We start from the raw sequence: 23,556 nt of genomic DNA, 5'->3' as shown, positions 1-23,556 counted from the left end.
CGGCTGTTGCTTTATTGTTGATCTTCATAGAATTTACGATTTAAAGCAATGTATTCATTTTCTTCTTCAGGAACTTCATCTTCCATATAAATAGCTTCCACTGGGCAAACTGCTTCACAAGCTCCACAATCAATACATATATCCGGATCAATGAAGAACATATCTTTTCCTTCTTCTATACAATCAACAGGACAAACTTCGACACATTCGCCTGATTTCTCATCTTTACAAGGTGATGTAATAATAAATGCCAAGTAAATCTCCTCCTCAAAATTAAGGCCAAATATTTATTTATACAATAATACTACATAAACTTTCCTATTCTTTCAAGCTAATTACACACATAGTTAGGCTTTTATACATATTATTTATTATTCGATAAATAGAGGAGCGAATGTACATGGAAGTAATCATAAGACCAAATGATTCGTTTTGGTATTATAGCCAATTATTCGATATTCCACTCATATTAATAGAACAATCAAACCCACAACTCAATCCAGATCAATTACTAGTGGGACAAAGTATTAAATTGCCAGGGTATACATTAAATAATTACCAAATAAATGGAAATGATTCCTTATGGAAAATTGCAATTGAGAATAATATTCCAGTAGATATGCTTTTATTAATGAACCAGTCAATTGATGCAAAGAACCTTCAGATTGGGCAAACGATTGTAATTCCACAGCGTGTAAATGGTTTGCTTATATCTGATTTTGACAATTATACATTTGAAAAAATGGTGAGCGATATTAATAACCTATTATCAGTTTATCCGTTTATCTCAAGACAAATAATTGGTAAATCTGTAATGGGTAAAGATTTAGTGGAGTTGCAGATTGGAAATGGTAGTAAACAAGTTCATATAGATGGATCTTTTCATGCTAATGAATGGATAACAACTTCTGTAATTATGCGGTTTGTAAATGAGTATGTTCTTTCACTGACAAATAAAAAGACTATTCGTGGTGTAAATATGCTTCCATTATATAATGAATCATTTCTATCAATTGTTCCAATGGTAAATCCAGATGGTGTTAATTTGGTTCTGGAAGGTGCAGAGGCTGCGGGAGAGTTTAAACAAGAAGTTCTTGAAATAAACTATCAGAATGAGGATTTCTCAAATTGGAAAGCAAATATATCAGGAGTAGATTTAAATAATCAATATCCAGCACTTTGGGAAGTAGAAGCAGCACGTAAACCGGATTCACCACAACCACGTGATTACCCTGGGCCATACCCATTATCTGAGCCAGAAGCTATTGCAATGGCAAATCTAGCAAGAGAACGAAATTTTTTGCGTGTTAATGCATTTCATACGCAGGGAGAAGAAATATATTGGGGATTCGAAGGACTTGAACCAGCAGTTTCGAGAGCCGTTGTAAATGAGTACGCTCGTGTAAGCGGCTATCAGCCAATACGATATGTAGACAGTTATGCAGGCTATAAAGATTGGTTCATTCAGAACTTTAGACGTCCAGGATTTACAATAGAATTAGGAAGTGGCGTTAACCCGCTACCGTTCGCTCAGTTTGAGGAAATATATCAGGAAAGTCTAGGTATTATGGTAGCTAACTTATATTTATAGCATAAGGACTAATCACCCCATAAGCACTCTATTGAGTGGTTATTGTACTCAATATTAATCAAATAAACATCAGGATTCCGAAGGCTTTTCCATCCTTCAAAACCAAAACTCGGGTCATATTGTTTCAGTAATAAAGCCATCAGATTTCCATGGCTTACTAGAATGACATTTGTTGCATTTTTATCCGACTGGACACTTTCAATTACTAATTTTGCCCGATTAACTGTATCATTACTTGATTCACCACCTGGCAAATTGAAGTCTAAATCTGTAAATGACTGTTCTAATACATCCATCCAATCATCAATCGGGTGCTCACTTAAAATACGTTCTTTTAATCGATCATCTATCTTAACTTCTATATTATTTTGTTCCGCGTAGGGCTTTATACTTTCAATTGCCCTCAAGTAAGGACTTGAAATGATTTTGTCTATATTTATATTCTGTTCTGTAAAAAAATCCGAAAGCAATTGTGCCTGCCTTATACCTTCATTTGTCAGTGGTGAATCTATATGTTGCCCGTCCGCAGTACAATGGCGAATTAAATATAAATTTTTCAAAATGATTCAATCCCTTCTGTAGAAGAATTATAATGGAAGTTCAAGATATTTCTAAATAGTAAATTAATTATAGCATTAATAGATTAAAATAGAAAATATAATATTTTTTGTTCATATAGAAAATAACAGGTCGAAACCTGTTATTTTAGTTCTTTAAAATAATATTTGTAAAATCCGCCAATCCGATTGCTGTTATCTATAATAAAATAAAACTCTTCAGTTTCATTCTTTACATCATATTGTTTCCCAGGAGTTAGTTTATTATGAACAATAAATTTTTGAGCGTCTGAATGGACGCACTCAACTATTTTCTCTGTGTCGCGTTCTTCCCAATTTAAATGAATCATTTCTATCTCTCCTTGTACAATTGGTTTACATAATTAAATTATCGTTGATCTACTTAAATAGATATAGATAGTTGCTGTATCCTTTGCCTTCCATTTCATCTTTTGGTATAAATCGCATGGCAGCTGAGTTCATGCAATACCGCATACCACCTTTATCTTTTGGACCATCGTCAAAGAGATGCCCTAAATGTGAATCAGCGTTTTTGCTTCTAACTTCTGTACGAATCATTCCATGAGATGTATCTGTTTCTTCATTTAATTGGTGTGGATCAACAGGTTTGGTAAAGCTTGGCCACCCGCAGGCCGCATCAAATTTATCATGCGAAGAGAATAATACCTCTCCTGATACAACATCTACATAAATTCCCTCTTCTTCATTATCCCAATATGCATTATCAAAAGGTCTCTCAGTGGCATTTTCCTGAGTAACACTATATTGAATAGGACTTAACTGTTCTTTTAGCTTAACTTTATCAGTTTTTAGTTTCCAGTTACTCTTAATGAAATCTTCCCTGCCTGAACCTTTTTTATATAATTTGTAATGAAACGAGTTTTTCTTATAATAATCCTGATGTTCTACTTCTGCTTCATAAAAAGTTTTTGCAGGTATAATAGGGGTAATTACCGGTTTCGAAAACTTTCCACTTTGATCTAATTTTTGTTTTGATTGCTCTGCAATTTTTTTCTGCTTCTCATTATGATAAAAGATCGCTGTTTGATAAGATTCCCCCCTATCATTAAATTGTCCACCTGCATCAGTTGGATTTATCTGCTGCCAGAATGTATTAACCAGCTCTTCGTATGACATTATTTCAGGATTAAATGTTATTTGCACTGCTTCCACATGTCCTGTTGTGTTGGAGCAAACTTGTTCATATGTGGGATTCTCGGTATCTCCACCTGTATAGCCCGATACAACATTGATAATACCCGGGCGTTGATCAAATGGTTCCACCATACACCAAAAACATCCACCCGCGAATGTTGCTAATTCATTTTGATTAGTCATTGTTTTTACCTCCATTGCGTACAAAGTTATCTTAACCCTATTTTTTCGCTTTTAAAAGAAAAAATCAAGTTGTGTGCCTTGTATAGTTAAATATATAACTTTGGTGTCGATTTACCAACATCTCTTTTGGAAGTATTTTGGTTATTTGTTGAATGTTTATGGTCATTCTTAGATTCTATTCTACTTGTTTGTTCCTCACTCTCACTTTCCGTATCATCATCTTCATTTAATGCTTTCATTAGTTTGAACATCGTTGGAAGATTTTTAGCAATTGGAGCATATTGTTGTACAATAGGGGCTGTAGATTGAACAACCTTTAATACTTTCTGTATGTTGTTCAGTGTTTGTGTAAGTCCTCCGATTCTATTTGGAGATAATAAATTTTGGGCATATTGTGGCGGCAAGAAACGATGCATCAAGTCTTGCAGGTGCGGTTCTTGTGGAACCCCCTGGAACCCTCCGCGATTTTGTAAGATATGATTACTAGGATTTTGCGGTTGTATAGGCCATACCATGTTATCCTCCCCTTCAAAACAATTTTCTAGATTATTGTACGTAATAAATTCTAAAGAGTGTAGGCAGACATCATTAATAATATTAAAAAGCCCTTACAAATTTTGTGTAAGGGCTTTGAATCTGGTTATTCTGCTACTTCTGCTGCAATAATAAATCCAATTGTTCCTGTTAGAATAATACCAAATACAATTGACGTAAACATATTATCCCCTTCTTTCTTATCCTTATATTATAAGAATAAGTGATAAGAGGACGATAATGGTACTATACTTATGACAATTTCATGAAATATCATTCATCTAACATTATTATTTCCCGGGCAACCGCATGTTACTACATAATTTTACATATATTTTGCTGTTTTTGGCGAATAAGTACGAATCCCGTCTCTGTCTTTTTTATCTATCCAAAAGAAAATCCTAGCTCAGAGCCCTGATTTGATGAAGTTATTTGAAGTTTTGCATGAATTTCACTTTTCAAGTGAGGTACGTGCGAGATAATCCCCAGTAAACGATTGCTATCCTGTAAGTCTTTTAGACAGTCAATTGCCTGCTGTAATGAAACATCATCTAACGTACCAAACCCTTCATCTATAAATAGTGTATCCAGTTGCACTCCTCCTGCATGTGCCTGGACAACATCAGCAAGTCCAAGCGCTAAACATAGTGCGGCTTTGAAGCCTTCACCTCCAGATAATGTTTTAACAGAACGTTGTCTCCCTGTATGATGATCTAGCACTTCCAAGTCTAAACCACTTTGTGCTCCACGCTTAGCAACTTGTCCACTGCGTATAAGCTGGTAGCGGTGTTCTGTCATTCTATCCAATCGTACATTTGATTGTAATAAAATTTCATCTAAAAAGGATGCCAGTACATACCGTTCAAAAGAAAGCCTTAATTGATTATTACCATATGCTAATTCAGCTAGTTCTCCAATTTCGTAATATTCATCGGATAGCTTTTTCTGATTGTTACTTTTTTCTTTTATAGTTGTTTTTATCTGATGATTGTATTTTATTCTTGTATCTAGTGCGTTTAGGCTATCATGAATAGATTGCAGCTCAGTTTGTTTTCTATCTGCTATTTCTTCTAACAAGTTCAGGTCAGGCCGAGTTGTTTCTTTTATTTGATCTCCTAATTCTTTTAATCGATAGTTAATCTGTTCCGTTTTATTTTCATATGTTTTAATGTTTTGCTCGATTTCTGCCTGGTAGCCAGATGATAATTTACTTTTTTCGTAGTCTTCAATTGTTTCAAATCCGTTTTCTTCAATTGATTCTGCAAAAAGATTATATTGGATGTCATAATTATTTTTCGTATTTTTTTCAAACTCTTTTTGCTGTTCAAGGATTGTTTTTTCCTTTTGTAACGATTCCTGTGTTTGCTGAAACTTTTCTTTAGTTGTTTCCCATTTCGTTAACCATGCCTGATATGTTTCTTCATAGTGCGATATCTTTTTTTGAAAGCTCTTAAAATCTACTATTTCCGGTGGCAAATGTTTCGCTATTTCATCTAAACGTGCTTCAATTTTTGCTAAAGACGAATTGGCTTTCTGGTAATTTTCAGTTAATTGATCAAACGTTTGTTTAAATTCCTTATTTTCCTGTTTTAACCGCATTTGTTCCGTTTTTAACATCTGTATTTCTTCCAAATTTTTCTGTAATTGGTTCTGTTCAAGGGATAATGTTTTAACTTTTTCATTCCATTTATCTAATTTGTTATTAACTTCATTTAGCTCTATACTTTGTAATTCTTCAGTTAGTTCTTCATATAGTTTGTTGACAGTTGCCCTTTGACTCTGACCTTTGGATTTAGAATCCGTGTATGTTGTTTGGAATGCAGTAAACTCTTTTTCTTTTTGCTGTAGTTTTTCCTGAAGTTGATCTAGTTCATCGATAAGTACTATTTCCTCATGTGCTTCAGCCTTATAAGGGTGGTCAAGTGACCCACACACTGGACAAGGTGAATTATCATGTAATTGTTTGGCCATTAACGCTGCATAATGTTCTCTTTGCTTAGCTTCCAATTCATTATAGTTTTTCCGTAATAGTTCTATTTCTTTCTGCATGTCATTATATTTAGTATGAACTGATTTAAAATCCGCTCGCAATTCTTGCAGGCGCTTGTTTTCTTTAGCTAGTTCGGAGATTTTACTCACCATTTGATGTGCTTTTTCCACTTCACTACTTTTCGAATAATAAGCTTTTGTTACTTCCTGATCATTACTTAATTTGTTTTCAATTTCTTCTATTTTATTATCTCGTATGGTTATTTTTTCCTTTAATTTTCCGAGTTCTGATTCCAAGTTTTCATGGGTTTTTTTTATTTTACTTGCATTATTTTCCTCTTCCTGATAGATCTTTATTTGCTTTAGCTGTTCACTGGCTTTTGTGATTGTTTCTTTAAGTTGTTCACGATCACTTTCCTTTTCTGCTTCTTCATTATATTTAGCAGAAATCGTTTCATACTCTTTTTCCAGATTCACTACCTTTTCTTGTTGCTTGGTCAATTGAGTCTGCTGTTCCTGCCATTCTTTTCTGCGTGCATAACTTTGTTCCTCAAAAGGCTGGATTTTTTGGGCATTTTTTGCTTGCTTTAATTCCTTTTTCTTTTGTTCTACTTCGTCTGCTTGTTGGTTCAGGTCCTTTTTTTCCTTTTTAAGAAACTCCACTTCGAGGTACTTTTCATCAAGTGATTTCCCTTTATGCAGGTTATTTTGGGATTCCTTCAGTTCTTGGGTCTTAGTAATTTTTAATTTTTCGCTTTCAACCTGCTGCTCTTTGAGAGATGCTATTTCCTGTATTAACTTTTGCATAACATGATCAATATTGTCAGTTTCGTCAAGTTCAATTGCAGTCCATTCAATTTTCGCTACTTCTTGTTGAATTAGTTGATCTAGGTTATTAATTTTATCTTTTAAGTCTTTTGATTGTACTTTCAACTCTTCGGTAATCTGTTCATAAAAATATGTGTGAAAGATCTTCTGTAAAATGACTTCACGTTCTTTACTATTTTCTGATATTAATTTCCGAAATTCACCTTGTGGTATTAGAATCATTTTGCGAAACTGTTCGTAATCAAAGCCCAGCTTTTCTTCCAGTGATTCACTTACTTCTTTAACCCGAGAGCTAATTAGATGCTTTTCATCATTAACAATTTCGTATAGAACTGCTTTTGCAGGTTCATCAGTGTATCCTTCGCCACGTTCCTTTTTCTTGGACTGTTTTGGATTACGAATTACCTCATATTCTTTTTGATTTAGAATAAACCGAAACTTTACTTCTGTCGGTTCATCAATACTTGCGAAGTGACTTCTAAGCGTGTCCTGATCACGATCAGAACCACTGGCACGCCCATAAAGCGCAAAACAAATTGCATCAAATATCGTTGTTTTACCTGCTCCGGTTGGGCCGGTTATTAAAAATATTGATTCTCCGCCCAATTCATTAAAGTCAATTACTTGTTTATTCCAATATGGTCCAAATGCAGTAAGACTAAGTGATATCGCACGCAAACTATTCCCTTCTTTCTCTTTCCAATAGTGATGTTACAATCTTTTCTACTTTCTGTTTACTTTCTTCAGATATTGATTCTCCCTTAATCTCTTCGTAAAAAGAGGCAAACAACTCTGTATGTGATTGTGTTTGCTTTTTTCGGATTTGCTCCAAATCAAGAAGGCCATTTTTCGATGTCCGCATAACGCGTTCAAGTCGCAGTATATTAGGATATACTTTTCGCAATTTATTCATTGGATCAACAATCTGACCATCGTCCAATAAACGAATATGTAAATAATCATCATTTTTTTCGATTGGGTCATTAATTAGTTGATCAAAATATCCTTCTACAATATTCATGTCGTGTTTTGGTATAAGTGGAATAAGTGACAGATGAACTTCTCCATCTTTATCAAGGTTGACCATTGTTATTGACTTTTTATGTTTAGCTTCAGAAAATGAATACTTTAAAATGGATCCACTATATCTGATCGTTTCATCCATTACACGTTGTGCCTGATGTAAATGTCCTAAAGCTACATATGAAAAATTTTGGAATAACGTTGTATCTATATAAGGGCTTCCACCCACCATTGACAATCGTTCTTCCGATTCTGACTCCATTCCCCCAGCTAAAAATGCGTGTCCAATAAAGACGTGTCTTTCATTCATATTATTTTCTTGTTCAATCTTGTTTACGATTGCTTCCATTGCTGATTGGTGAGAATAGATGTCCTCATCATCAAAAAAGGCCCGAACTTCCGCTGGCTCTAAATATGGGATTAAATGAAAATTTACTGGACCCGATTTATCCTGAATAACAATAGGTTCTAGCATGCTTGTTAATTTGGATTCAATATATAGTTGCTGTGAACGGAATAACTGATTTCCGAATTCAAGACGATCTGGACTGTCATGATTTCCAGCTATTGCAAGTATAGGTATTTTAAAATCCTGAATAATTTTGGTTAGGGTTCTATTTAATAATTCAACAGCTTCTTTCGGTGGTACTGCACGATCATATAGATCACCGGCAATTATTATGATATCCGGCTTTTCTCTATCGATAATTTCCACTAATTGCTGGAGTACATAATCCTGTTCTTCTGTCATATGAACACTATTTACAATCTTCCCTAGATGCCAATCCGCTGTATGTAGTATTTTCATTTTCCTTCCCCCCTCGTATGATAAGTTTATCATTAATCAGATACTTTTAGTTGAATAAGAACATATGTTTGCATATAATAAGTGTGAGGTGGTTATAATGTCAAAAGATCGAGGTACAATAAAGTGGGCTTCACTGATGCTTCCGGAACATGTTAAACTGCTTCAGGATATGTGGCGGGATGATTACCGAATGTCAAGACCTGTGCTAGATTCACAAGAAACAGAGATGCTTAATGCTCAAATACTGGAAGCCTTTGAATACAAATCAGCTATTTCAGTATCTATTTATTCAGATGGAACAGTTATAAACCGTCTTGGAATAATCACTAAATTAGATAGTCAAACGAATAATGTAATATTGCAATTAACTGATTCTACTCAGATAACGATAGCATTTGATGATATATTATCCATTACGATTAGATAAAAGCTCTGGTAAATTACCAGAGCCTAATCAATGTTTTTAGTTGTATAAATATCCCATAGTTGATCGAACACAGATAGAGCGTTGGCAAAAGGGCTGTTCCATTCTAAATAATTGCTAATCTCATCATAATCTGTTGAATGCTTTGGGAAATCATGATCGTAAAAAATCCAATCAGCAAGCCGACTCTCATCATCAGCTTGTTTCTTTCCCCGATGTGTCATCATATAATGATAGAATGATCGCATAGGTTACACCTCATTATTCTCCATAAACTCCTGATGCTTTTTAATTTTTTTTCGATAAACAATTCCGGATAAATAAATACTGATTTCATATAACACGATTAAAGGTATCGCCACAACGATTTGCAAAACAAAGTCTGGCGGGGTAATTATTGCTCCTACTATTACAAGGATAAGGTAAGCGTATTTTCTGGTTTTACGCATAAATTCAGGCGTAAGAATCCCCAAACTTGTAAGGAACATTGATAAAATTGGGATTTCAAATAATAGTGCAAACGGAATTGTTATACGAAATAGTAGCTTGAAGTACCTATCATACGTGAAAATTTCATCAAACATTCCGGTATTTAACGATAGTAAAAACGGTATTATTAGATTAACAAAAATAATATATCCAAAAACTAAACCACCTATAAACAACAAGAAAATAGCTGGTATGTATAGTAATGATGCTCGTTGTTCAGTTTTAGTTAACCCTGGTCTAATAAATAGCCAAATTTGCAGACAAAGTAACGGCAATGTACCAATTATTGCAACCAATCCAGCCAGTGTTATATAAACGGAAACAGTGTCAGTTAGCCCTGTAATTTTTAAAGTAAAGTCCAAATCTTTTGTGAAAAAATAGTAAATTGATTCAACATAGATAAACCCAATAACAAATAAAGTAATGAATACAACTGCTGTAACAATAAGCCTGTTTCTTAATTCTGATAAATGTCCTACCAGGTTCATTTCTTTTTCATTTTCAAATTGCTGTTCTTCAGACATTATTTCACTCCTCCAGCACTCAAGCGCAAAAGAAGATGTAAGGTACTTTCCCCTACACCTTCAACAAGTCAATTATTTTTTGATGATTTATCATTTTTACTGGAATCATCATCTGAGACAATATCTTTTGTTGCATTTTTGAATTCTTTTAAAGAACTGCCAACAGCTTTGCCGATTTCAGGTAATTTTGATGGCCCAAAAACGATTAAAGCAATAACAAGAATTAAAATTAACCCTGGAATGCCAATATTTCCAATCATTCATAATCACTCCGCAAGATTATTTACTTTCTTCACTCTTAATGATACTTTTTGTTTCTTTTACCTCATCTGAAACATCACTTGTTAAATCACGTGCTGAATTCTTGAATTCATGCAATGTATTACCTGCTGCTTTGCCAATTTCAGGTAATTTTTTCGGACCAAAAATGACCAAAGCAATAATCAAAATCAGAATAAGTCCTGGAAATCCTATACTAGATAACATCGTAACACCTTCTTTGTATAATTAATTATATTATAATGTATTTAGACAATGACGTATATCCAAAAACGAAAAATACACATAATAGACATAGTTTATGTAAACGTATATAGTTTAACATGAATTTCTCTTGTTTAACAACTTTAGAAAACTTGGCATTCGTTAAACAGGTTCTTATGAAAGCGTATTTTACTGTTTTAGAACGCCTTATACTTCGAGTGCGAGCTTTTATGGAAAATGTCAGTTGCACCTATGTTAAAAATTATTTCTTGCTTAACTGCTAAATAGTTTTGCTTCTTTATATTGATCTGGATAGTTCATATTAAAAAAATGCCTTGTCACAACCTGGTTCGAAATGTGTTTAAAATTTTTAACATAGTTTACATTTATGTGGTTAAATAACTCCCTGACTTTTAGCTGATTTTTCGCTAATTGCTGCTGTATTTCAGGTAGGATATTACTGGTATAAACTCCTGACAGCGGATGCATCTTTTCTTTATAAATTGGAACAACGGCATCAAATTCACCTAATGATTGTAATAAATAATTAAATACATCCTTATGTACAAATGGCATATCACAAGCTGCAAATATATATATATCTGCATTAATGTTATACATTGCTGACTCTAGACCAGCAAGTGGACCTGAGTTCAGATACCTGTCCCCATACAAATCAAGATTAAGAAAATCAAAAGATGACGGAGTGTTAGAAATCACTGAAACATTGTGACTTACTAATTGAAGTTCATTTGTAATATGTTCAATGACTGGTTTACCTTCCAATGTTAAGAGAGATTTATTTGTTCCCATTCGGGACGACTTTCCACCTGAAAGAACAACTCCAGAAATATTCATTTACAACACTACCTATCGTTTACGATCATATTGCAGAAAATAATAATCGTAAGGGTTTTTCTCGTTCTTTTCCCCTTTTACTTTAGATGTTAAATTCCAATCTTCTTGTGAGAATTCAGGGAAATATGTATCCCCTTCGAACGTCTCTTCAATCCAGGTAATATACATCCGATCTGCATATGGCAGTATCTGCTCAAAGATAATGCCTCCCCCAATAACAAAAAATTCTTGTTCGGGATTTTCGTTGTTCCATTCACGTATGATTTCCATATTATCAATCACATCAACTTCATCTGGAAAGTCAGTTTGCTGTCGTGTAATCACAACATTTTTGCGGTTTGGTAATGGTCTGCCCATTGATTCATATGTTTTTCGCCCCATAATGATTGTGTTTCCGGTTGATTTTTGCTTAAAAAACTTCAAGTCATTTGGCAAACGCCATGGCAAATCGTTGTCAGCGCCAATTGTTAGGTTGCTATCCATAGCTACAAGTAATGATATCATGATATTTTCGCCTCCTTTAAATTTTAGACTGCGATTGGTGCTTTAATTGAAGGATGTGGATCATAATCAATTAAATCAAAATCGGATAATTCAAAATCGAAAATCGAATTTTTCTCCTTATTAATTTTAAGTTTTGGTAATGGTCTTAAATCACGACCAAGCTGTGTTTTTATTTGTTCCACATGGTTTGTATAAATATGTGCATCACCTAGTGTATGGACAAACTCGCCTACTTCAAGATTACATTCATGGGCAATTAAATAGGTTAATAACGCATAACTTGCTATGTTGAATGGTACACCCAAAAATATATCTGCGCTACGCTGATAAAGCTGACACGAAAGCTTACCATCAGCTACGTAAAATTGAAATAGTGTATGACATGGCGGCAAGGCCATATTCGGAACATCTTCAGGATTCCAAGCCGATACGATATGCCTTCTTGAATCCGGTTTGTTGCGGATGGATTCAATAACTTCTTTTAATTGGTCGATGGTTTCGTTTTGGGATGTTTTCCAATCACGCCATTGTTTCCCATACACCGAACCTAAATCACCAAATTTATTTGCAAAGTCATCATTATGAAGTATCTTTTCTTTAAAGTTCTTCATTTGTTCCTGATAAATAATATTAAATTGAGGATCCTGCTGACTGCGGTTTCCAAAGTCATTCATATCAGGTCCGTCGTAATCACTGCTCTCTATCCACTTTTTAAATGCCCATTCATTCCAGATGTTATTATTATTTTGCAGTAAATAACGAATGTTCGTATCCCCTTTAATAAACCATAACAATTCACTGGATATTAAACGAAATGGAACTTTCTTAGTTGTTAGAAGCGGGAATCCTTCACTTAAATCAAAACGTATTTGATGACCGAAAATTGAATATGTACCAGTATTTGTTCGATCTTCCTTTATCGTTCCGTTTTCTAGAACATGTTTGCACAAATCCAAATATGCTTGTTCACCTTTCAGCATTTTTAACCCTCCATATACCATCATAATTATGATTGGATCTTTTCATAAGTATTGTTGCTTTTTAATTTTTTGCAGTTGATTTAAACATGTAATGTTGTAAATATTTTATTAAGACATCGTTGCAGAAGTAAAATTCACGCACTTAGGGCAACGCTTCAGCTTCCCCGGAAGCAAAAACCGCTTCCTGCGGGATCTTCATCTGTTGCTTCGACGAACAGGACGTTCTAGTACCAGCGTTGGTCACAGGACGTGGCCGGTTTTTAGCCGGTGACCCGAAAAAGTCCTCGTGTATTTCCGCCGCTGGATATGATCAAAGTTAAGAAAGCTAACTACTTCTTACTTCATGGTGATAAGCCATGTTTTCTAAACAATTTCCTGGAAATTAACAATTTTATATTGTAATGAATAAAAACAAGATTTTAAACCATTTAAATCAGCAGTTGGAATGTGCGAATAGTGAGCCACACTATATGCTACGATAGGGTACCTTAAGCTTACATCGCAGTTTATATGATTTCATTACTTTGGTAAAGCAACAAGCTTTTAAAAAAACACCCCTTAGGATTTCACATCATCATTATAATTTAATTTATTGTAACACAAACGTAAACTAGCTGGGGCATAATCAACGCTAAATCGACATAAATCTGTTAAGAAGAGTCAACAAGAAAGGGGATATTTGTATGCTGAATGGTACTGTAGAACATGTGGTTAAACAATCTATTCTGTATAGTTACGTGTTAAGTCAACCGTTTTCTGTTTATGTTGATGCATATCCTGTCCTTCAAAATAAGCAGCTATTAGAAGCAGAACAGTTAGAGTATGGACAGCACGGTGAATCTGTTCGTGTTCTACAACACAAATTAAACAAATTATCCTACTACGACGACGAAATTCATGGAGATTTCACGGTTTTAACTGAGCATGCTTTAAAAAAGTTTCAGGCTGACAATAATATAACAATCAGCGGCCAAGCAGATATGATTACATTAACTACACTGATTAATAAAGAAAAGAAAAAGTACATGGAACAAATAGATGAAATGTCTGAGTCTATCTATCCGGGGATGAAAAGTGAAGATGTAAAAATAGCACAATATGCATTACAATACTTCGGTTATTATGAAGGAGATTTAGACGGAATATATGGTCCACTCACTAAAAAAGCATTAGAAATTGCTGAAGAAGAACATGGGTTAAAATTAATAGGTGAGTCTGATCAAGTAACAGAATCATCATTGACTGCGTTATATGAAAAAGACGAGAATGAAGAACAGAAAATAGAACAAAAGGTAAAAAAGGAATCAAAAGAGGAAACACAAAAGACAAAAAAGGTTAAAGTTACAAGTACTAATTATTCAAGTGCAATTGATGCGGCACATGCTCAAATTGGTACACCATATGTTTGGGGTGGTGAATCAACTAGAGGATTCGATTGCAGCGGTTTTATCCAATACATTTTTAAAACGGAAAATATTGTATTGCCTCGTACTGTTAGTGATGTATGGAATTTCACCCAACACATTGATAGCCCCTCTGTTGGAGATTTGGTCTTTTTTGAAACGTATAAGCCTGGACCATCACATATGGGAATCTATATTGGTGATGGAAAATTTATTCATGCTGGAGAATCACGAGGTGTGGAGATAAGTGAATTAAGTACTTCATATTGGGATCAAAGATATCTAGGTGCAAGAAGAGTCAACTAAATACTTAATTTGTCCGAACTGAATAAATCCTTCCTTTACTAATAATACTATTTTTAATAACACGTAAAGGTGGGATAATTATGACTGGGTTAGTTGTAAAGTTACTTATATGTCCAATTGGTTTATTTTTGGCTTCATGGATCTTTCCGAATGTAGAGTTTGGATACTGGTATCAGCCAATTATACTCGGGGTTGTATTAGCTTTTGTAGGATATTTTATGGAGAGAATCTTGTTGCGTGAAGAAACTAATTGGCTAAGTGTCTTCATGGATTTTGTTGCCACAACATTAATAGTTTACTTTGGAGCAATGTTATTTGTAGATACCAGAATAACTTTCTTTGGCTCCATTTTAACCGCTGCTCTACTGGCAGTGACGGAAATATTTCAACATAATTGGCTTTTAGACAGTGGCAGAATCAAAAAAGAAACAGTTAGTGAATAACGTTAGAAAAATTGGCATTCTTTAAAGGGATTGTTATGAAAACATATTTTGCTTTCTTAAAATCCCTTATATTGGAGTGGAAGCCTTAATGTTGAGTGTCTTAGTTGTTATTATGCAGTAAGAAATTATTTGTACTTTCCTAACTGCGAACAAAAGAGCAAGCGCTTGGTCAACGTCGTATGGAATGCCCCGCGCATCGCGAGTAGTTGACGTTACAGCGCTTATATTTTAAAGTTTCCAAAGCAGTGAAAAAAGTCGAGCAGAGTTGTTCTGCTCGACTTAATTTTTCTTGGGCAAGCTACCATTCATGAAAAAATTGGTCTAAATAGTACTTCATGAAACTGTGTCGTTCCTCAGCAATTTGTCTAGCGGTAGACGTGTTCATCAGATCTTTCAGTTTTAAGAGTTTATCGTAAAAATGCTGAATAGATGTATTCTCTTTATTGTCATTTCCCCAAATCAATTGTCCCTTTGAACCACCAAACGCAAAAGTTCGTGCAACGCCAATGGCTCCTAATGCATCTATTCGGTCTGCATCCTGAACTATTTTACCTTCAAGTGTTGCAGGTGTTGTTCCTTTGCTGAACGAAACATCTTTAGCAGCCATGTTAATTTGTTTCAATTGGCTTTGAGTACAATTTATTGTTTGTAAAAAATCATTTAACTTGTCTAATTCATCATCACTATTTGAAAACAATTTCGAGTCTCCAACATCATGTATCCATGCAGCAGCCTCAGCTATAAATTGATCTGCTCCCTCTTGTTTAGCGATTAAATTAGTCATTCTAGCTACCCGTTTCATATGATAATAATCATGACCAGTGGCATCACTTGAAAAAATGTAATATATATATTCACGAATAGCATCTAATTTCTCAGTATTGTTCATTAAAATAATCCCACGATTTTTCCATCTTTAGCTACATCCATATTCAGTGCAGCTGGTTCTTTAGGCAATCCAGGCATTGTCATCATGTCTCCTGTTAACACAACAATAAAGCCTGCTCCAATCGATGGTCGCAGTTCTCTTATCGTAACAGTAAACCCTTTAGGTCTTCCTACTAAGGTTGGGTCATCAGATAAAGAGTATTGAGTTTTAGCCATACAGATTGGGAGTTTCCCCCACCCTTGTCTTTCGTAAAACTCCAACTGTTTTTTCGCTTTGTGGGATAGTTCAATACCATCTGCGCCATATACGGTTGTTGCTACTTTTCTGATTTTAGCTTCCAACGTTTCTTCCAAATCATAAACACGATTGAAGTTCCTTTCATCAGAATTAGCTTTATCAATAACTTTTTCAGCGAGTTCAACGCCACCTGCTCCACCGTTCGCCCAAACATCACTTAATGCTACGTCAATATTTCTGGATTCACACCATGTCATAATAAAGTCTGTTTCGGCTTGTGTATCCGTTGGGAATTTATTTATGGCAACGACAAAGGGTAGTCCAAAATATTCAATGGTTTCAATATGCTTTTTTAAATTTTCCATTCCTGCCTTAAGTGCTTCAACATTTTCGACAGTTAAGTTGTCTTTTGGAACACCTCCATGCATTTTTAATGCACGTACTGTTGCTACAATTACTACAGCATCGGTATCAAAATTGCCAGCACGGCTCTTAATATTAAGGAACTTCTCGGCACCAAGATCTGCCCCAAATCCTGCCTCTGTTACAACATACTCTCCAAGTTTTGAAGCTGTTTTGGTTGCCATTATACTATTGCAGCCATGTGCAATATTTGCAAAAGGCCCTCCATGAATAATTGCTGGTGTATTTTCAATAGTTTGGACTAAATTAGGCTTCATGGCATCTTTTAGTAATAGTGTAATAGCACCTTCTATTTTTAAGTCTTTAACTGTTACTGGCTTTTCATCGTATGTATAACCAATAACTATTCTCGAGACCCTTTCCTTTAAATCTTCAAGATCTGTTGCTAAACACAAAATAGCCATTATTTCTGAAGCTACTGTAATTGTGAACCCATCTTCCCTTGGAACTCCACGTAATGGTCCTCCTAGCCCGACAACTATTTGACGCAGCACACGGTCATTCATGTCCATTACTCGTTTCCATTCAATCCGACGGGGATCTATATTCAAATCATTTCCTCGTTGTATGTGGTTATCAATCATGGCTGATAACGCATTATTGGCACTTGTTATTGCATGTAAATCACCGGTGAAATGTAAATTAATGTCTTCCATTGGCAGTACTTGTGAGTATCCCCCGCCTGCCGCTCCGCCCTTCATTCCCATGACTGGTCCTAAAGATGGTTCTCGCAATGCAATAATCGCTTTTTTGTTTAATTTGGTAAGTGCTTGTCCTAACCCAACAGTAACAGTAGACTTTCCTTCTCCAGCAGGTGTTGGATTAATTGATGTTACCAAGACAATCTTGCCTTCTGGTTTTTCTTTTAATTTGTCCAATAAAGAGTCAGACAGTTTTGCTTTTGTGTGACCATAAGGTTCCCAGTCTTTATCTGTTAATTCCAATCCTTTGGCAATTTCCCCAATTGGCTTTAGTTCAGCTTGTTGAGCTATCTCGATATCCGTCTTCATTTGTACTCCTCCTTGCAACAATAATATATATAGTGTAACGCATTTAACATTATTTTCACATAATTTTAGAGGATTTTTAAAGCGTTTACATTATAAACTAAGAAGCCTTTTTTTGTTATAAAATATTTGAGTTTATTATGCCTAACATCTTGACGGCTAGACGAAAATAGGCTATATTAGACATAAGCAAAGAAGATGTATGGAATCATTAACGACAGGCAGCTTCCATAGAAGTGGACGTACTAGTGATCCTACCTTCTATACGAGGTTGTCTTTTTTGATATTCATTAATCTGCTTTGTATTAACACGTTTTACGTGAAAGTTTTTAGGAGGATTTATTTACATGGAAAACGGAGTAGTAAAATGGTTCAACGCAGAAAAAGGTTATGGCTTTATTCAATTGGAAGAAGGAAATGATGTATTCGTACATTATTCAGCTATCCAGGAAGAAGGCTTTAAGTCTTTAGAAGAAGGACAAGAAGTTTCTTTTGAAATTGTAGAAGGCGAACGTGGCCCACAAGCTGCAAATGTAACTAAAAAATAACCCAACAATATATAAAGCGGTAATCTTTTTCAGATTACCGCTTTTTTTGATGGTTTTATACTGCATAAATGCAATTATTCCATTCACCAACTGGATAATCAGTCACGTCTTGGCCGACGTATATGACGTACTATTCTAGTGCCGTTGACGCCACTGGACTTTCCGTTCTCACCCGCCAGTGCCTCGTGGACTTCCCTTAACTTGTCTACGATAAGATAAATTTATTCCTTCTTGGACTTCAATGATTTTATAACTTTTTAAAATGTTCATACGTAATATGTTGTCTATTGAATTTCAATCCCCCCCTTGCTTCTTAAACAGTAAAAACGTATAATGAATTTTGTTGTTTTATCGCGGTTCGTAAACTCCCGCGTTATCAAAACTAAGGAGGAATTTATTATGATGCCAAATGAAATAATTTGGATATTGTTTGCCCTTGTTAACTTCTCATTATTACTGTTATTTTACCGCTTGTTTGGAAAAATGGGTCTTTTTGCATGGATAGGTATGGCAACAGTTATCGCAAATATTCAGGTACTTGAAACAATTGAACTATTTGGGTTAACTGCAACGTTGGGAAATATAATTTATGGCACAGCATACTTAGCAACCGACATTTTGAACGAAAAGTATGGTAAAAAGGATGCGAAAAAGGCTGTATGGCTAGGATTCTCAACTTTAATTACAATGACGATTATGATGCAAATAGTACTTGTATTCGAACCTGGTGCAGACGATATTGCCCACGGATCACTAGCAACAATTTTTGGAATGATCCCACGTATAGCTGCCGGTAGTCTGGCTGCTTATGCTATTAGCCAATATTTCGATGTTTGGATCTATGACAAACTACGGAAATTGTTTCCATCAGATAAAAATTTATGGATTCGAAATAATGGCAGTACAGTAGTAAGTCAACTTCTTGATACTGCTGTATTTTGTACAATAGCATTTTATGGTGAATATCCAACCTCCGTTTGGCTGGAAATTTTCCTTACGACGTATATAATTAAATTCGCAGTAGCATTAATTGATACACCATTTATGTATATTGCTAAAAACCTGCATAAAAAATAAGCTTAAAGAGGATAGCGAATATGCTATCCTCTTTTGTTACAAGGTTGCTTTCGTTAACGCTTTTTCTTCACGCGGAATTCTTACTTTTAAGAGAATGATATGCAGGAGCGGAAATACAAATGCAGTTAAATAGGCTCCTAAAAGAAATGGAATTACAAATAACTCTATAGCGACAATAATATAATTTGGATGTTTCACGTATTTGTATGGTCCTTTTTTAATCAGCGAGACTCCTGGCAGAACAATAATTTTTGTATTCCAGAATTTTCCTAAAGTATGAATACACCATATTCTTCCTAATTGTGTTAATAAAAATATAGTGATCAAAAAGTAATTAATTCCGGTACTGTTATTATTATTCAAAAGTGCTTCAAAAATCATCGACAAAAAAAAGATGCTATGAAGCCATATAAACCATTTATAATGCTTCTCCCCTTTTTCGATACCTCCCCTATCTTTCATCCATCTTTCATTTCGCTTGGCAATGTTTAGTTCTATCAGCCTTTGTGCAATAACTACAATAATTAATAGCCACATCCAAGTTGTCATCTTTCATTCCACTCCAATATTAATAATTCTGAACTAAATCCTGGCCCTAAAGCTGATAAAATACTTTGTTCTTTTTCCGGTACTTCCTCTTTTAACCATTCATGCAGTATGTAAAAGACGGTTGCTGAAGACATGTTCCCGTGGTTTCCAAGTACACGATACGAATGTTTAAACTTTTCTTGTGGAACCTGTAGAACATCTTCCATAGCTTCTAATACCTTTTTACCTCCAGGATGTGAAATAAATGAATATATTTCATTTCTGTTTATATTATTATCTTGCAGAAATGTTTCAATATGCTTCTTCCAGAATGTCTGCACAAGTGCTGGAATACTTTTTGAGAATACTACTTCCAATCCATCATTTGTAATGTCCCATCCCATAACGGAATTACTGTTCTTCATAGTTGCTGAGCTCGTATGCTTTATTTGTGGCTTTACTTTCTTTGCATGAGATAGATAAGTTGAATTTTCACCTACTAATAAAGCAGCACCCACTCCGTCTCCAAATAGGGCTGTACCAATTAAGTTGCTTTTTTGATTATCATCTTTTTGAAATGTTAGACTGCATAGTTCGCATGAGATAATAAGCACTGTTTTATCAGGATGAGCTTTAAGCCAGTCAAAAGCCCGGGATAATCCTATTGCGCCCCCTGCACAACCTAATCCCCATAGCGGCATACGAGAAATATCTTCTCGGATAGGACGCTCGTTCATTAAATATGTATCTAACGAGGGCGTAGCTATTCCAGTACTCGATACAAAGATAATTAAATCAATAGCTTCGTATGGAATATCCTGTTTAAGAAATTCTTTATTAGTTAGACAAGCGTCCATAGCTTGTAATGAATAGTTGATAGCGTGTCTATGATATAAATCATTCTTTTCCTGGAATGAGTGCTTTTCTTTAAACCATTCCTCTCCCACTACAAACTGTCTTTTATTAATCATTGCATGGTCAAATACAGGTAATAATCTGGATAATTGTTTTTCAGAGTATGTGAAAATTTCACTGACTAGATTTTTAACTGAATGCTGTGATAATTCATTTGAAGGAATACCTAATCCAATTGAACAAATAAATGACATGAACTCACCTTTTTAGGTTTAGTTTGTTTATTTTACACAAAAATATAACAGTTTCTTCACATATTTTTCATAACCTCTATAATATTTTGCTTATAATCCCCTTAACCTCTTGGCTCGCAGCAGTTATTGAACAATTTATGAATTATCGTTTAATTCAACGATTTTCATTTTTTATAGGTGTATCATAAAAATTGAAACATAATTTTAGTTTAAAGGGAGTGAGCAATTTGACGAGTCTACATCATCAAAAGGAAGAAAAAGCTAAAAAAGAAAGTCCAGACTTAAAAGGAACATTTATTTCGGTTATGATGCTTGGACTATTTATTTTGGCTAGTTGGTTTGGTGTATACGCTCTTTTTGTTATGAGATAAAAAGAAATATGGGGAGATGTTTTACATGCATTTACACAAATACGAAAAAATTTGGCTAATGTTTGGGGTAGGATCACTTGTGGTATTCCTTCTAGTTATAGGTATAGGAGCATTTTATAAAGGAACACATCCACAAAGCCAGATGACAACAATTGATCCACAAAATGTTGAAGCAAATGAGGCATTTAAAAAAGAAAATCTTGGTTTAACTAAAGTAGATGAAAATAAATATATTCTTAATGTTCTTGCTTCAGCATTTAATTATGATTTAGGCGTAGATGAGGAAGGGGCTCAGGTAAAATCTATCAGAGTACCCAAGGGATCAACTGTTTTGTTCCATGTAACGTCAAAGGATGTTGTTCATGGATTTGAACTTGCTGGAACAAATGTAAACATGATGGTTGAACCTGGTTATGTCAGCAGTTATGAAACAGTAATGGAAAAACCTGGTGAATATACTTTAGTTTGTAATGAATATTGCGGAACTGGACATCATTTGATGTTCGCTACTGTGGAGGTGTATGAATAATGATTAGTGAAAAATTAGGTTTATCTAAACAGGAAACGAAATTATCCATGGCATATATTTATGTAGCATTTATCTCCCTGCTTATTGGTGGTCTAATGGGATTACTCCAAACATTAGTTCGTTCCGGGACATTTACACTTCCATGGGGAATTGATTATTACCAAGTATTGACTGTTCACGGTGTTATATTAGGTCTTGTCTTAACAACATTTTTCATTATTGGATTCCAGTATGCTTTAATTAATAAAACAATTGGATTAACAGTTAAACAACGTAAGATCTCCTGGGTTGGCTTTTGGATTATGCTAGTCGGTACTATTATGTCTTCGATCACTATATTATTAGGTAAAGCAAGTGTACTTTATACTTTTTACGCTCCATTAAAAGCACATCCGGCCTTTTATATTGGGTTGGCATTAGTAATTATCGGAAGTTGGGTTGCTTGCTTTGTTAACTTCAGGCAAATGTTCTTATGGAGAAAAGATCATAAAAATGAAAAGTCACCTCTATTAGCATTTATGGTTGTTATAAATATGTTGCTATGGTTTATCGCAACTTTAGGTGTAGCAGCTACAGTATTGATTCAGTTTATTCCATGGTCACTTGGTTATGCTGACACGATAAATATTTTAGTAAGCAGAACATTATTTTGGTATTTTGGACATCCATTGGTATATTTCTGGCTACTGCCGGCATATATGGCTTGGTACGCTATAATCCCTAAAATTATTGGCGGGAAAATATTTAGCGATTCGCTAGCTCGTCTAGCCTTTGTCTTATTTTTAATGTTTTCCATTCCAGTAGGCTTTCACCATCAACTAACCGAACCTGGAATTGACCCAATGTGGAAGTTTATTCAAGTTGTACTAACATTTTTGGTTATTATTCCTTCTCTGTTAACTGCATTTTCCATGTTTGCAATGTTTGAAATTACGGGACGCAAAAAAGGATTTCAAGGTATATTTGGCTGGGTAAAACATTTACCATGGAAGGATGTAAGATTCTTTGCACCGATGGTAGGTATGCTTGCGTTTATTCCCGCTGGGACTGGCGGAATTATTAACGCTTCTCACCAGTTAAATGCAGTTGTACACAACACAATTTGGGTAACAGGACACTTTCACTTAACGGTTGCAACAACTGTTATTTTAACCTTTTTTGGAATATCTTATTGGTTGATTCCGGCTTTAACCGGGAGAAAACTGACAGCTGATATCAATAAGTTAGGTATGATTCAAACAATTATATGGACAATTGGTATGACCATTATATCGGGTTCAATGCATATTGCAGGTTTATTCGGAGCTCCCCGTCGATCAGCATATTCAACCTATAGTGGTACCGAACAAGCATCAGAGTGGATTGGTTATCAGTACTCACAGGCGATTGGCGGGTCCATTCTATTTATAGGAATTATACTGATGGTATATATATTTATTAAATTAGCGTTCTTTGCACCAAAAGGAATAGAAGAGTTTCCTATTGCAGAAGAAGAACCAGATGCAGAACCTACACCAAAATTCCTGGAAAATTGGAAACTTTGGATTGGGTTAACAATAGCACTGATTCTATTTGCATATACCATTCCGTTTATAGAAATTATTCAGCATTCACCTCCAGGCTCACCACCATTTGCTTGGCCAATTGGAAATAACTGATAATTCAACAATAGAAATACTTATTTATCATTAAAGGGGTTCTATAAAAAACGTATTTTGCTTTTCTTAGAACCCCT

27 protein-coding genes are annotated in these 23,556 nt (G+C 34.8%); 9 read left to right on the top strand and 18 right to left on the bottom strand.

The window, feature by feature from the left end:
* Positions 1 to 11 precede the first annotated feature (11 nt).
* On the bottom strand, positions 12 to 254 hold the full coding sequence (locus BLS02_RS09520) for an indolepyruvate ferredoxin oxidoreductase subunit alpha (protein ID WP_092492771.1): 243 nt from the start codon (positions 252 to 254) through the stop codon (positions 12 to 14).
* Between the two features lie 146 nt (positions 255 to 400).
* Here BLS02_RS09520 and BLS02_RS09515 point away from each other — a divergent pair, with 146 nt between their 5' ends.
* Positions 401 to 1,591 (top strand): M14 family metallopeptidase, encoded by a 1,191-nt coding sequence (locus BLS02_RS09515; protein WP_092492770.1) that lies wholly within the window; start codon positions 401 to 403, stop codon positions 1,589 to 1,591.
* Positions 1,592 to 1,599: 8 nt separating this feature from the next.
* Here BLS02_RS09515 and BLS02_RS09510 read toward each other — a convergent pair whose 3' ends face one another.
* From BLS02_RS09510 to BLS02_RS09485, 6 genes are all read right to left on the bottom strand, one after another.
* The gene (locus BLS02_RS09510) at positions 1,600 to 2,151 is read right to left on the bottom strand and encodes a histidine phosphatase family protein (RefSeq protein WP_092492769.1); all 552 of its coding nucleotides are present in this window, start codon (positions 2,149 to 2,151) and stop codon (positions 1,600 to 1,602) included.
* A gap of 140 nt (positions 2,152 to 2,291) precedes the next feature.
* A complete protein-coding gene (locus tag BLS02_RS09505) occupies positions 2,292 to 2,498 on the bottom strand; it encodes a DUF6501 family protein (RefSeq protein ID WP_092492768.1) in 207 nt (68 codons plus the stop codon).
* 49 nt (positions 2,499 to 2,547) lie between these two features.
* Positions 2,548 to 3,507, bottom strand: a complete 960-nt coding sequence (gene msrA / locus BLS02_RS09500) for a peptide-methionine (S)-S-oxide reductase MsrA (RefSeq protein WP_092492767.1) — start codon at positions 3,505 to 3,507, stop codon at positions 2,548 to 2,550.
* Between the two features lie 86 nt (positions 3,508 to 3,593).
* On the bottom strand, positions 3,594 to 4,022 hold the full coding sequence (vrrA, locus tag BLS02_RS09495) for a VrrA/YqfQ family protein (RefSeq protein ID WP_092492766.1): 429 nt from the start codon (positions 4,020 to 4,022) through the stop codon (positions 3,594 to 3,596).
* Between the two features lie 403 nt (positions 4,023 to 4,425).
* Positions 4,426 to 7,536 carry an AAA family ATPase gene (locus BLS02_RS09490; protein ID WP_092492765.1) on the bottom strand — a complete coding sequence of 1,037 codons (3,111 nt, stop codon included), beginning with the start codon at positions 7,534 to 7,536 and terminating at the stop codon, positions 4,426 to 4,428.
* Position 7,537: 1 nt separating this feature from the next.
* Positions 7,538 to 8,689: an exonuclease SbcCD subunit D gene (locus BLS02_RS09485; protein WP_092492764.1), complete on the bottom strand. Its 1,152-nt coding sequence runs from the start codon at positions 8,687 to 8,689 to the stop codon at positions 7,538 to 7,540.
* Between the two features lie 97 nt (positions 8,690 to 8,786).
* On the opposite strand from BLS02_RS09485, the gene BLS02_RS09480 reads away from it, so the two are divergent.
* Entirely contained in the window at positions 8,787 to 9,116 is a 330-nt protein-coding gene (locus tag BLS02_RS09480) for a YolD-like family protein (protein ID WP_175476761.1), read from the top strand.
* A gap of 23 nt (positions 9,117 to 9,139) precedes the next feature.
* On the opposite strand, the gene BLS02_RS09475 is transcribed toward BLS02_RS09480, so the two are convergent.
* From BLS02_RS09475 to BLS02_RS09445, 7 genes are all read right to left on the bottom strand, one after another.
* On the bottom strand, positions 9,140 to 9,361 hold the full coding sequence (locus tag BLS02_RS09475) for a YozE family protein (protein ID WP_092492762.1): 222 nt from the start codon (positions 9,359 to 9,361) through the stop codon (positions 9,140 to 9,142).
* Between the two features lie 3 nt (positions 9,362 to 9,364).
* Positions 9,365 to 10,126, bottom strand: a complete 762-nt coding sequence (gene tatC, locus BLS02_RS09470; RefSeq protein WP_092492761.1) for a twin-arginine translocase subunit TatC — start codon at positions 10,124 to 10,126, stop codon at positions 9,365 to 9,367.
* Between the two features lie 68 nt (positions 10,127 to 10,194).
* Positions 10,195 to 10,386, bottom strand: a complete 192-nt coding sequence (gene tatA, locus BLS02_RS09465; protein ID WP_092492760.1) for a twin-arginine translocase TatA/TatE family subunit — start codon at positions 10,384 to 10,386, stop codon at positions 10,195 to 10,197.
* Positions 10,387 to 10,405: 19 nt separating this feature from the next.
* A complete protein-coding gene (tatA, locus tag BLS02_RS09460) occupies positions 10,406 to 10,612 on the bottom strand; it encodes a twin-arginine translocase TatA/TatE family subunit (protein ID WP_092492759.1) in 207 nt (68 codons plus the stop codon).
* 270 nt (positions 10,613 to 10,882) lie between these two features.
* Positions 10,883 to 11,467 (bottom strand): molybdenum cofactor guanylyltransferase, encoded by a 585-nt coding sequence (gene mobA / locus BLS02_RS09455; protein WP_092492758.1) that lies wholly within the window; start codon positions 11,465 to 11,467, stop codon positions 10,883 to 10,885.
* A gap of 12 nt (positions 11,468 to 11,479) precedes the next feature.
* On the bottom strand, positions 11,480 to 11,971 hold the full coding sequence (locus tag BLS02_RS09450; protein ID WP_092492757.1) for a dihydrofolate reductase: 492 nt from the start codon (positions 11,969 to 11,971) through the stop codon (positions 11,480 to 11,482).
* 23 nt (positions 11,972 to 11,994) lie between these two features.
* Positions 11,995 to 12,951, bottom strand: coding sequence for a thymidylate synthase (locus tag BLS02_RS09445; protein ID WP_092492756.1), 957 nt, complete (start codon positions 12,949 to 12,951; stop codon positions 11,995 to 11,997).
* A gap of 683 nt (positions 12,952 to 13,634) precedes the next feature.
* On the opposite strand from BLS02_RS09445, the gene BLS02_RS09440 reads away from it, so the two are divergent.
* Positions 13,635 to 14,660, top strand: coding sequence for a C40 family peptidase (locus tag BLS02_RS09440; protein ID WP_092492755.1), 1,026 nt, complete (start codon positions 13,635 to 13,637; stop codon positions 14,658 to 14,660).
* 80 nt (positions 14,661 to 14,740) lie between these two features.
* On the top strand, positions 14,741 to 15,103 hold the full coding sequence (locus BLS02_RS09435) for a DUF2512 family protein (RefSeq protein ID WP_092492754.1): 363 nt from the start codon (positions 14,741 to 14,743) through the stop codon (positions 15,101 to 15,103).
* Between the two features lie 298 nt (positions 15,104 to 15,401).
* Here the strand turns inward: BLS02_RS09435 and BLS02_RS09430 are convergent, their stop codons facing one another.
* Together BLS02_RS09430 and BLS02_RS09425 are read right to left on the bottom strand one after the other, a co-directional pair.
* On the bottom strand, positions 15,402 to 15,992 hold the full coding sequence (locus BLS02_RS09430; RefSeq protein WP_092492753.1) for an HD domain-containing protein: 591 nt from the start codon (positions 15,990 to 15,992) through the stop codon (positions 15,402 to 15,404).
* Positions 15,992 to 17,662 carry a formate--tetrahydrofolate ligase gene (locus tag BLS02_RS09425; RefSeq protein ID WP_092492752.1) on the bottom strand — a complete coding sequence of 557 codons (1,671 nt, stop codon included), beginning with the start codon at positions 17,660 to 17,662 and terminating at the stop codon, positions 15,992 to 15,994. Before BLS02_RS09425 ends, BLS02_RS09430 begins: the two co-directional genes overlap by 1 nt.
* Positions 17,663 to 18,006: 344 nt before the next feature.
* Between BLS02_RS09425 and BLS02_RS09420 the strand changes: the two genes are divergently transcribed.
* On the top strand, positions 18,007 to 18,207 hold the full coding sequence (locus BLS02_RS09420; RefSeq protein WP_036572880.1) for a cold-shock protein: 201 nt from the start codon (positions 18,007 to 18,009) through the stop codon (positions 18,205 to 18,207).
* 402 nt (positions 18,208 to 18,609) lie between these two features.
* Complete coding sequence (locus tag BLS02_RS09415) at positions 18,610 to 19,284, top strand: queuosine precursor transporter (protein ID WP_092493235.1); 675 nt, start codon at positions 18,610 to 18,612, stop codon at positions 19,282 to 19,284.
* A 36-nt stretch (positions 19,285 to 19,320) separates the two neighbouring features.
* Here the strand turns inward: BLS02_RS09415 and BLS02_RS09410 are convergent, their stop codons facing one another.
* Together BLS02_RS09410 and BLS02_RS09405 are read right to left on the bottom strand one after the other, a co-directional pair.
* A complete protein-coding gene (locus BLS02_RS09410; RefSeq protein WP_092492751.1) occupies positions 19,321 to 19,833 on the bottom strand; it encodes an isoprenylcysteine carboxyl methyltransferase family protein in 513 nt (170 codons plus the stop codon).
* Positions 19,830 to 20,921, bottom strand: coding sequence for a type III polyketide synthase (locus BLS02_RS09405; RefSeq protein WP_092492750.1), 1,092 nt, complete (start codon positions 20,919 to 20,921; stop codon positions 19,830 to 19,832). The genes BLS02_RS09410 and BLS02_RS09405 overlap by 4 nt, the downstream gene beginning before the upstream one ends.
* A gap of 227 nt (positions 20,922 to 21,148) precedes the next feature.
* On the opposite strand from BLS02_RS09405, the gene BLS02_RS09400 reads away from it, so the two are divergent.
* Genes BLS02_RS09400 through BLS02_RS09390 form a run of 3 tightly spaced genes read left to right on the top strand, consistent with a single transcriptional unit; the run spans position 21,149 to position 23,479 of the window.
* Positions 21,149 to 21,292, top strand: coding sequence for a cytochrome c oxidase subunit 2A (locus tag BLS02_RS09400; RefSeq protein WP_092492749.1), 144 nt, complete (start codon positions 21,149 to 21,151; stop codon positions 21,290 to 21,292).
* Between the two features lie 25 nt (positions 21,293 to 21,317).
* Positions 21,318 to 21,821, top strand: a complete 504-nt coding sequence (locus BLS02_RS09395; RefSeq protein WP_092492748.1) for a cytochrome c oxidase subunit II — start codon at positions 21,318 to 21,320, stop codon at positions 21,819 to 21,821.
* Entirely contained in the window at positions 21,821 to 23,479 is a 1,659-nt protein-coding gene (locus BLS02_RS09390; RefSeq protein WP_092492747.1) for a b(o/a)3-type cytochrome-c oxidase subunit 1, read from the top strand. The genes BLS02_RS09395 and BLS02_RS09390 overlap by 1 nt, the downstream gene beginning before the upstream one ends.
* Positions 23,480 to 23,556: the final 77 nt, after the last annotated feature.

It is taken from the genome of Virgibacillus salinus (assembly GCF_900102415.1).
Classification (GTDB): Bacteria; Bacillota; Bacilli; order Bacillales; family Amphibacillaceae; genus Lentibacillus; species Lentibacillus subterraneus.
The sequence above is the reverse complement of the archived record's forward strand: the minus strand, read 5'-3'. Positions and strand labels throughout refer to the sequence as shown.

What these genes read in the sequence shown, in the direction of transcription:
- tatA (WP_092492759.1), bottom strand. Translation starts at nt 10,612, where the DNA reads ATGTTATCTAGTATAGGATTTCCAGGACTTATTCTGATTTTGATTATT.
- BLS02_RS09480 (WP_175476761.1), top strand. Translation starts at nt 8,787, where the DNA reads ATGTCAAAAGATCGAGGTACAATAAAGTGGGCTTCACTGATGCTTCCG.
- BLS02_RS09390 (WP_092492747.1), top strand. Translation starts at nt 21,821, where the DNA reads ATGATTAGTGAAAAATTAGGTTTATCTAAACAGGAAACGAAATTATCC.
- tatC (WP_092492761.1), bottom strand. Translation starts at nt 10,126, where the DNA reads ATGTCTGAAGAACAGCAATTTGAAAATGAAAAAGAAATGAACCTGGTA.
- BLS02_RS09435 (WP_092492754.1), top strand. Translation starts at nt 14,741, where the DNA reads ATGACTGGGTTAGTTGTAAAGTTACTTATATGTCCAATTGGTTTATTT.
- BLS02_RS09430 (WP_092492753.1), bottom strand. Translation starts at nt 15,992, where the DNA reads ATGAACAATACTGAGAAATTAGATGCTATTCGTGAATATATATATTAC.
- BLS02_RS09505 (WP_092492768.1), bottom strand. Translation starts at nt 2,498, where the DNA reads ATGATTCATTTAAATTGGGAAGAACGCGACACAGAGAAAATAGTTGAG.
- BLS02_RS09415 (WP_092493235.1), top strand. Translation starts at nt 18,610, where the DNA reads ATGCCAAATGAAATAATTTGGATATTGTTTGCCCTTGTTAACTTCTCA.
- BLS02_RS09485 (WP_092492764.1), bottom strand. Translation starts at nt 8,689, where the DNA reads ATGAAAATACTACATACAGCGGATTGGCATCTAGGGAAGATTGTAAAT.
- vrrA (WP_092492766.1), bottom strand. Translation starts at nt 4,022, where the DNA reads ATGGTATGGCCTATACAACCGCAAAATCCTAGTAATCATATCTTACAA.
- BLS02_RS09440 (WP_092492755.1), top strand. Translation starts at nt 13,635, where the DNA reads ATGCTGAATGGTACTGTAGAACATGTGGTTAAACAATCTATTCTGTAT.
- tatA (WP_092492760.1), bottom strand. Translation starts at nt 10,386, where the DNA reads ATGATTGGAAATATTGGCATTCCAGGGTTAATTTTAATTCTTGTTATT.
- BLS02_RS09515 (WP_092492770.1), top strand. Translation starts at nt 401, where the DNA reads ATGGAAGTAATCATAAGACCAAATGATTCGTTTTGGTATTATAGCCAA.
- BLS02_RS09405 (WP_092492750.1), bottom strand. Translation starts at nt 20,921, where the DNA reads ATGTCATTTATTTGTTCAATTGGATTAGGTATTCCTTCAAATGAATTA.
- BLS02_RS09450 (WP_092492757.1), bottom strand. Translation starts at nt 11,971, where the DNA reads ATGATATCATTACTTGTAGCTATGGATAGCAACCTAACAATTGGCGCT.
- BLS02_RS09395 (WP_092492748.1), top strand. Translation starts at nt 21,318, where the DNA reads ATGCATTTACACAAATACGAAAAAATTTGGCTAATGTTTGGGGTAGGA.
- BLS02_RS09420 (WP_036572880.1), top strand. Translation starts at nt 18,007, where the DNA reads ATGGAAAACGGAGTAGTAAAATGGTTCAACGCAGAAAAAGGTTATGGC.
- mobA (WP_092492758.1), bottom strand. Translation starts at nt 11,467, where the DNA reads ATGAATATTTCTGGAGTTGTTCTTTCAGGTGGAAAGTCGTCCCGAATG.
- BLS02_RS09475 (WP_092492762.1), bottom strand. Translation starts at nt 9,361, where the DNA reads ATGCGATCATTCTATCATTATATGATGACACATCGGGGAAAGAAACAA.
- BLS02_RS09410 (WP_092492751.1), bottom strand. Translation starts at nt 19,833, where the DNA reads ATGACAACTTGGATGTGGCTATTAATTATTGTAGTTATTGCACAAAGG.
- msrA (WP_092492767.1), bottom strand. Translation starts at nt 3,507, where the DNA reads ATGACTAATCAAAATGAATTAGCAACATTCGCGGGTGGATGTTTTTGG.
- BLS02_RS09445 (WP_092492756.1), bottom strand. Translation starts at nt 12,951, where the DNA reads ATGCTGAAAGGTGAACAAGCATATTTGGATTTGTGCAAACATGTTCTA.
- BLS02_RS09425 (WP_092492752.1), bottom strand. Translation starts at nt 17,662, where the DNA reads ATGAAGACGGATATCGAGATAGCTCAACAAGCTGAACTAAAGCCAATT.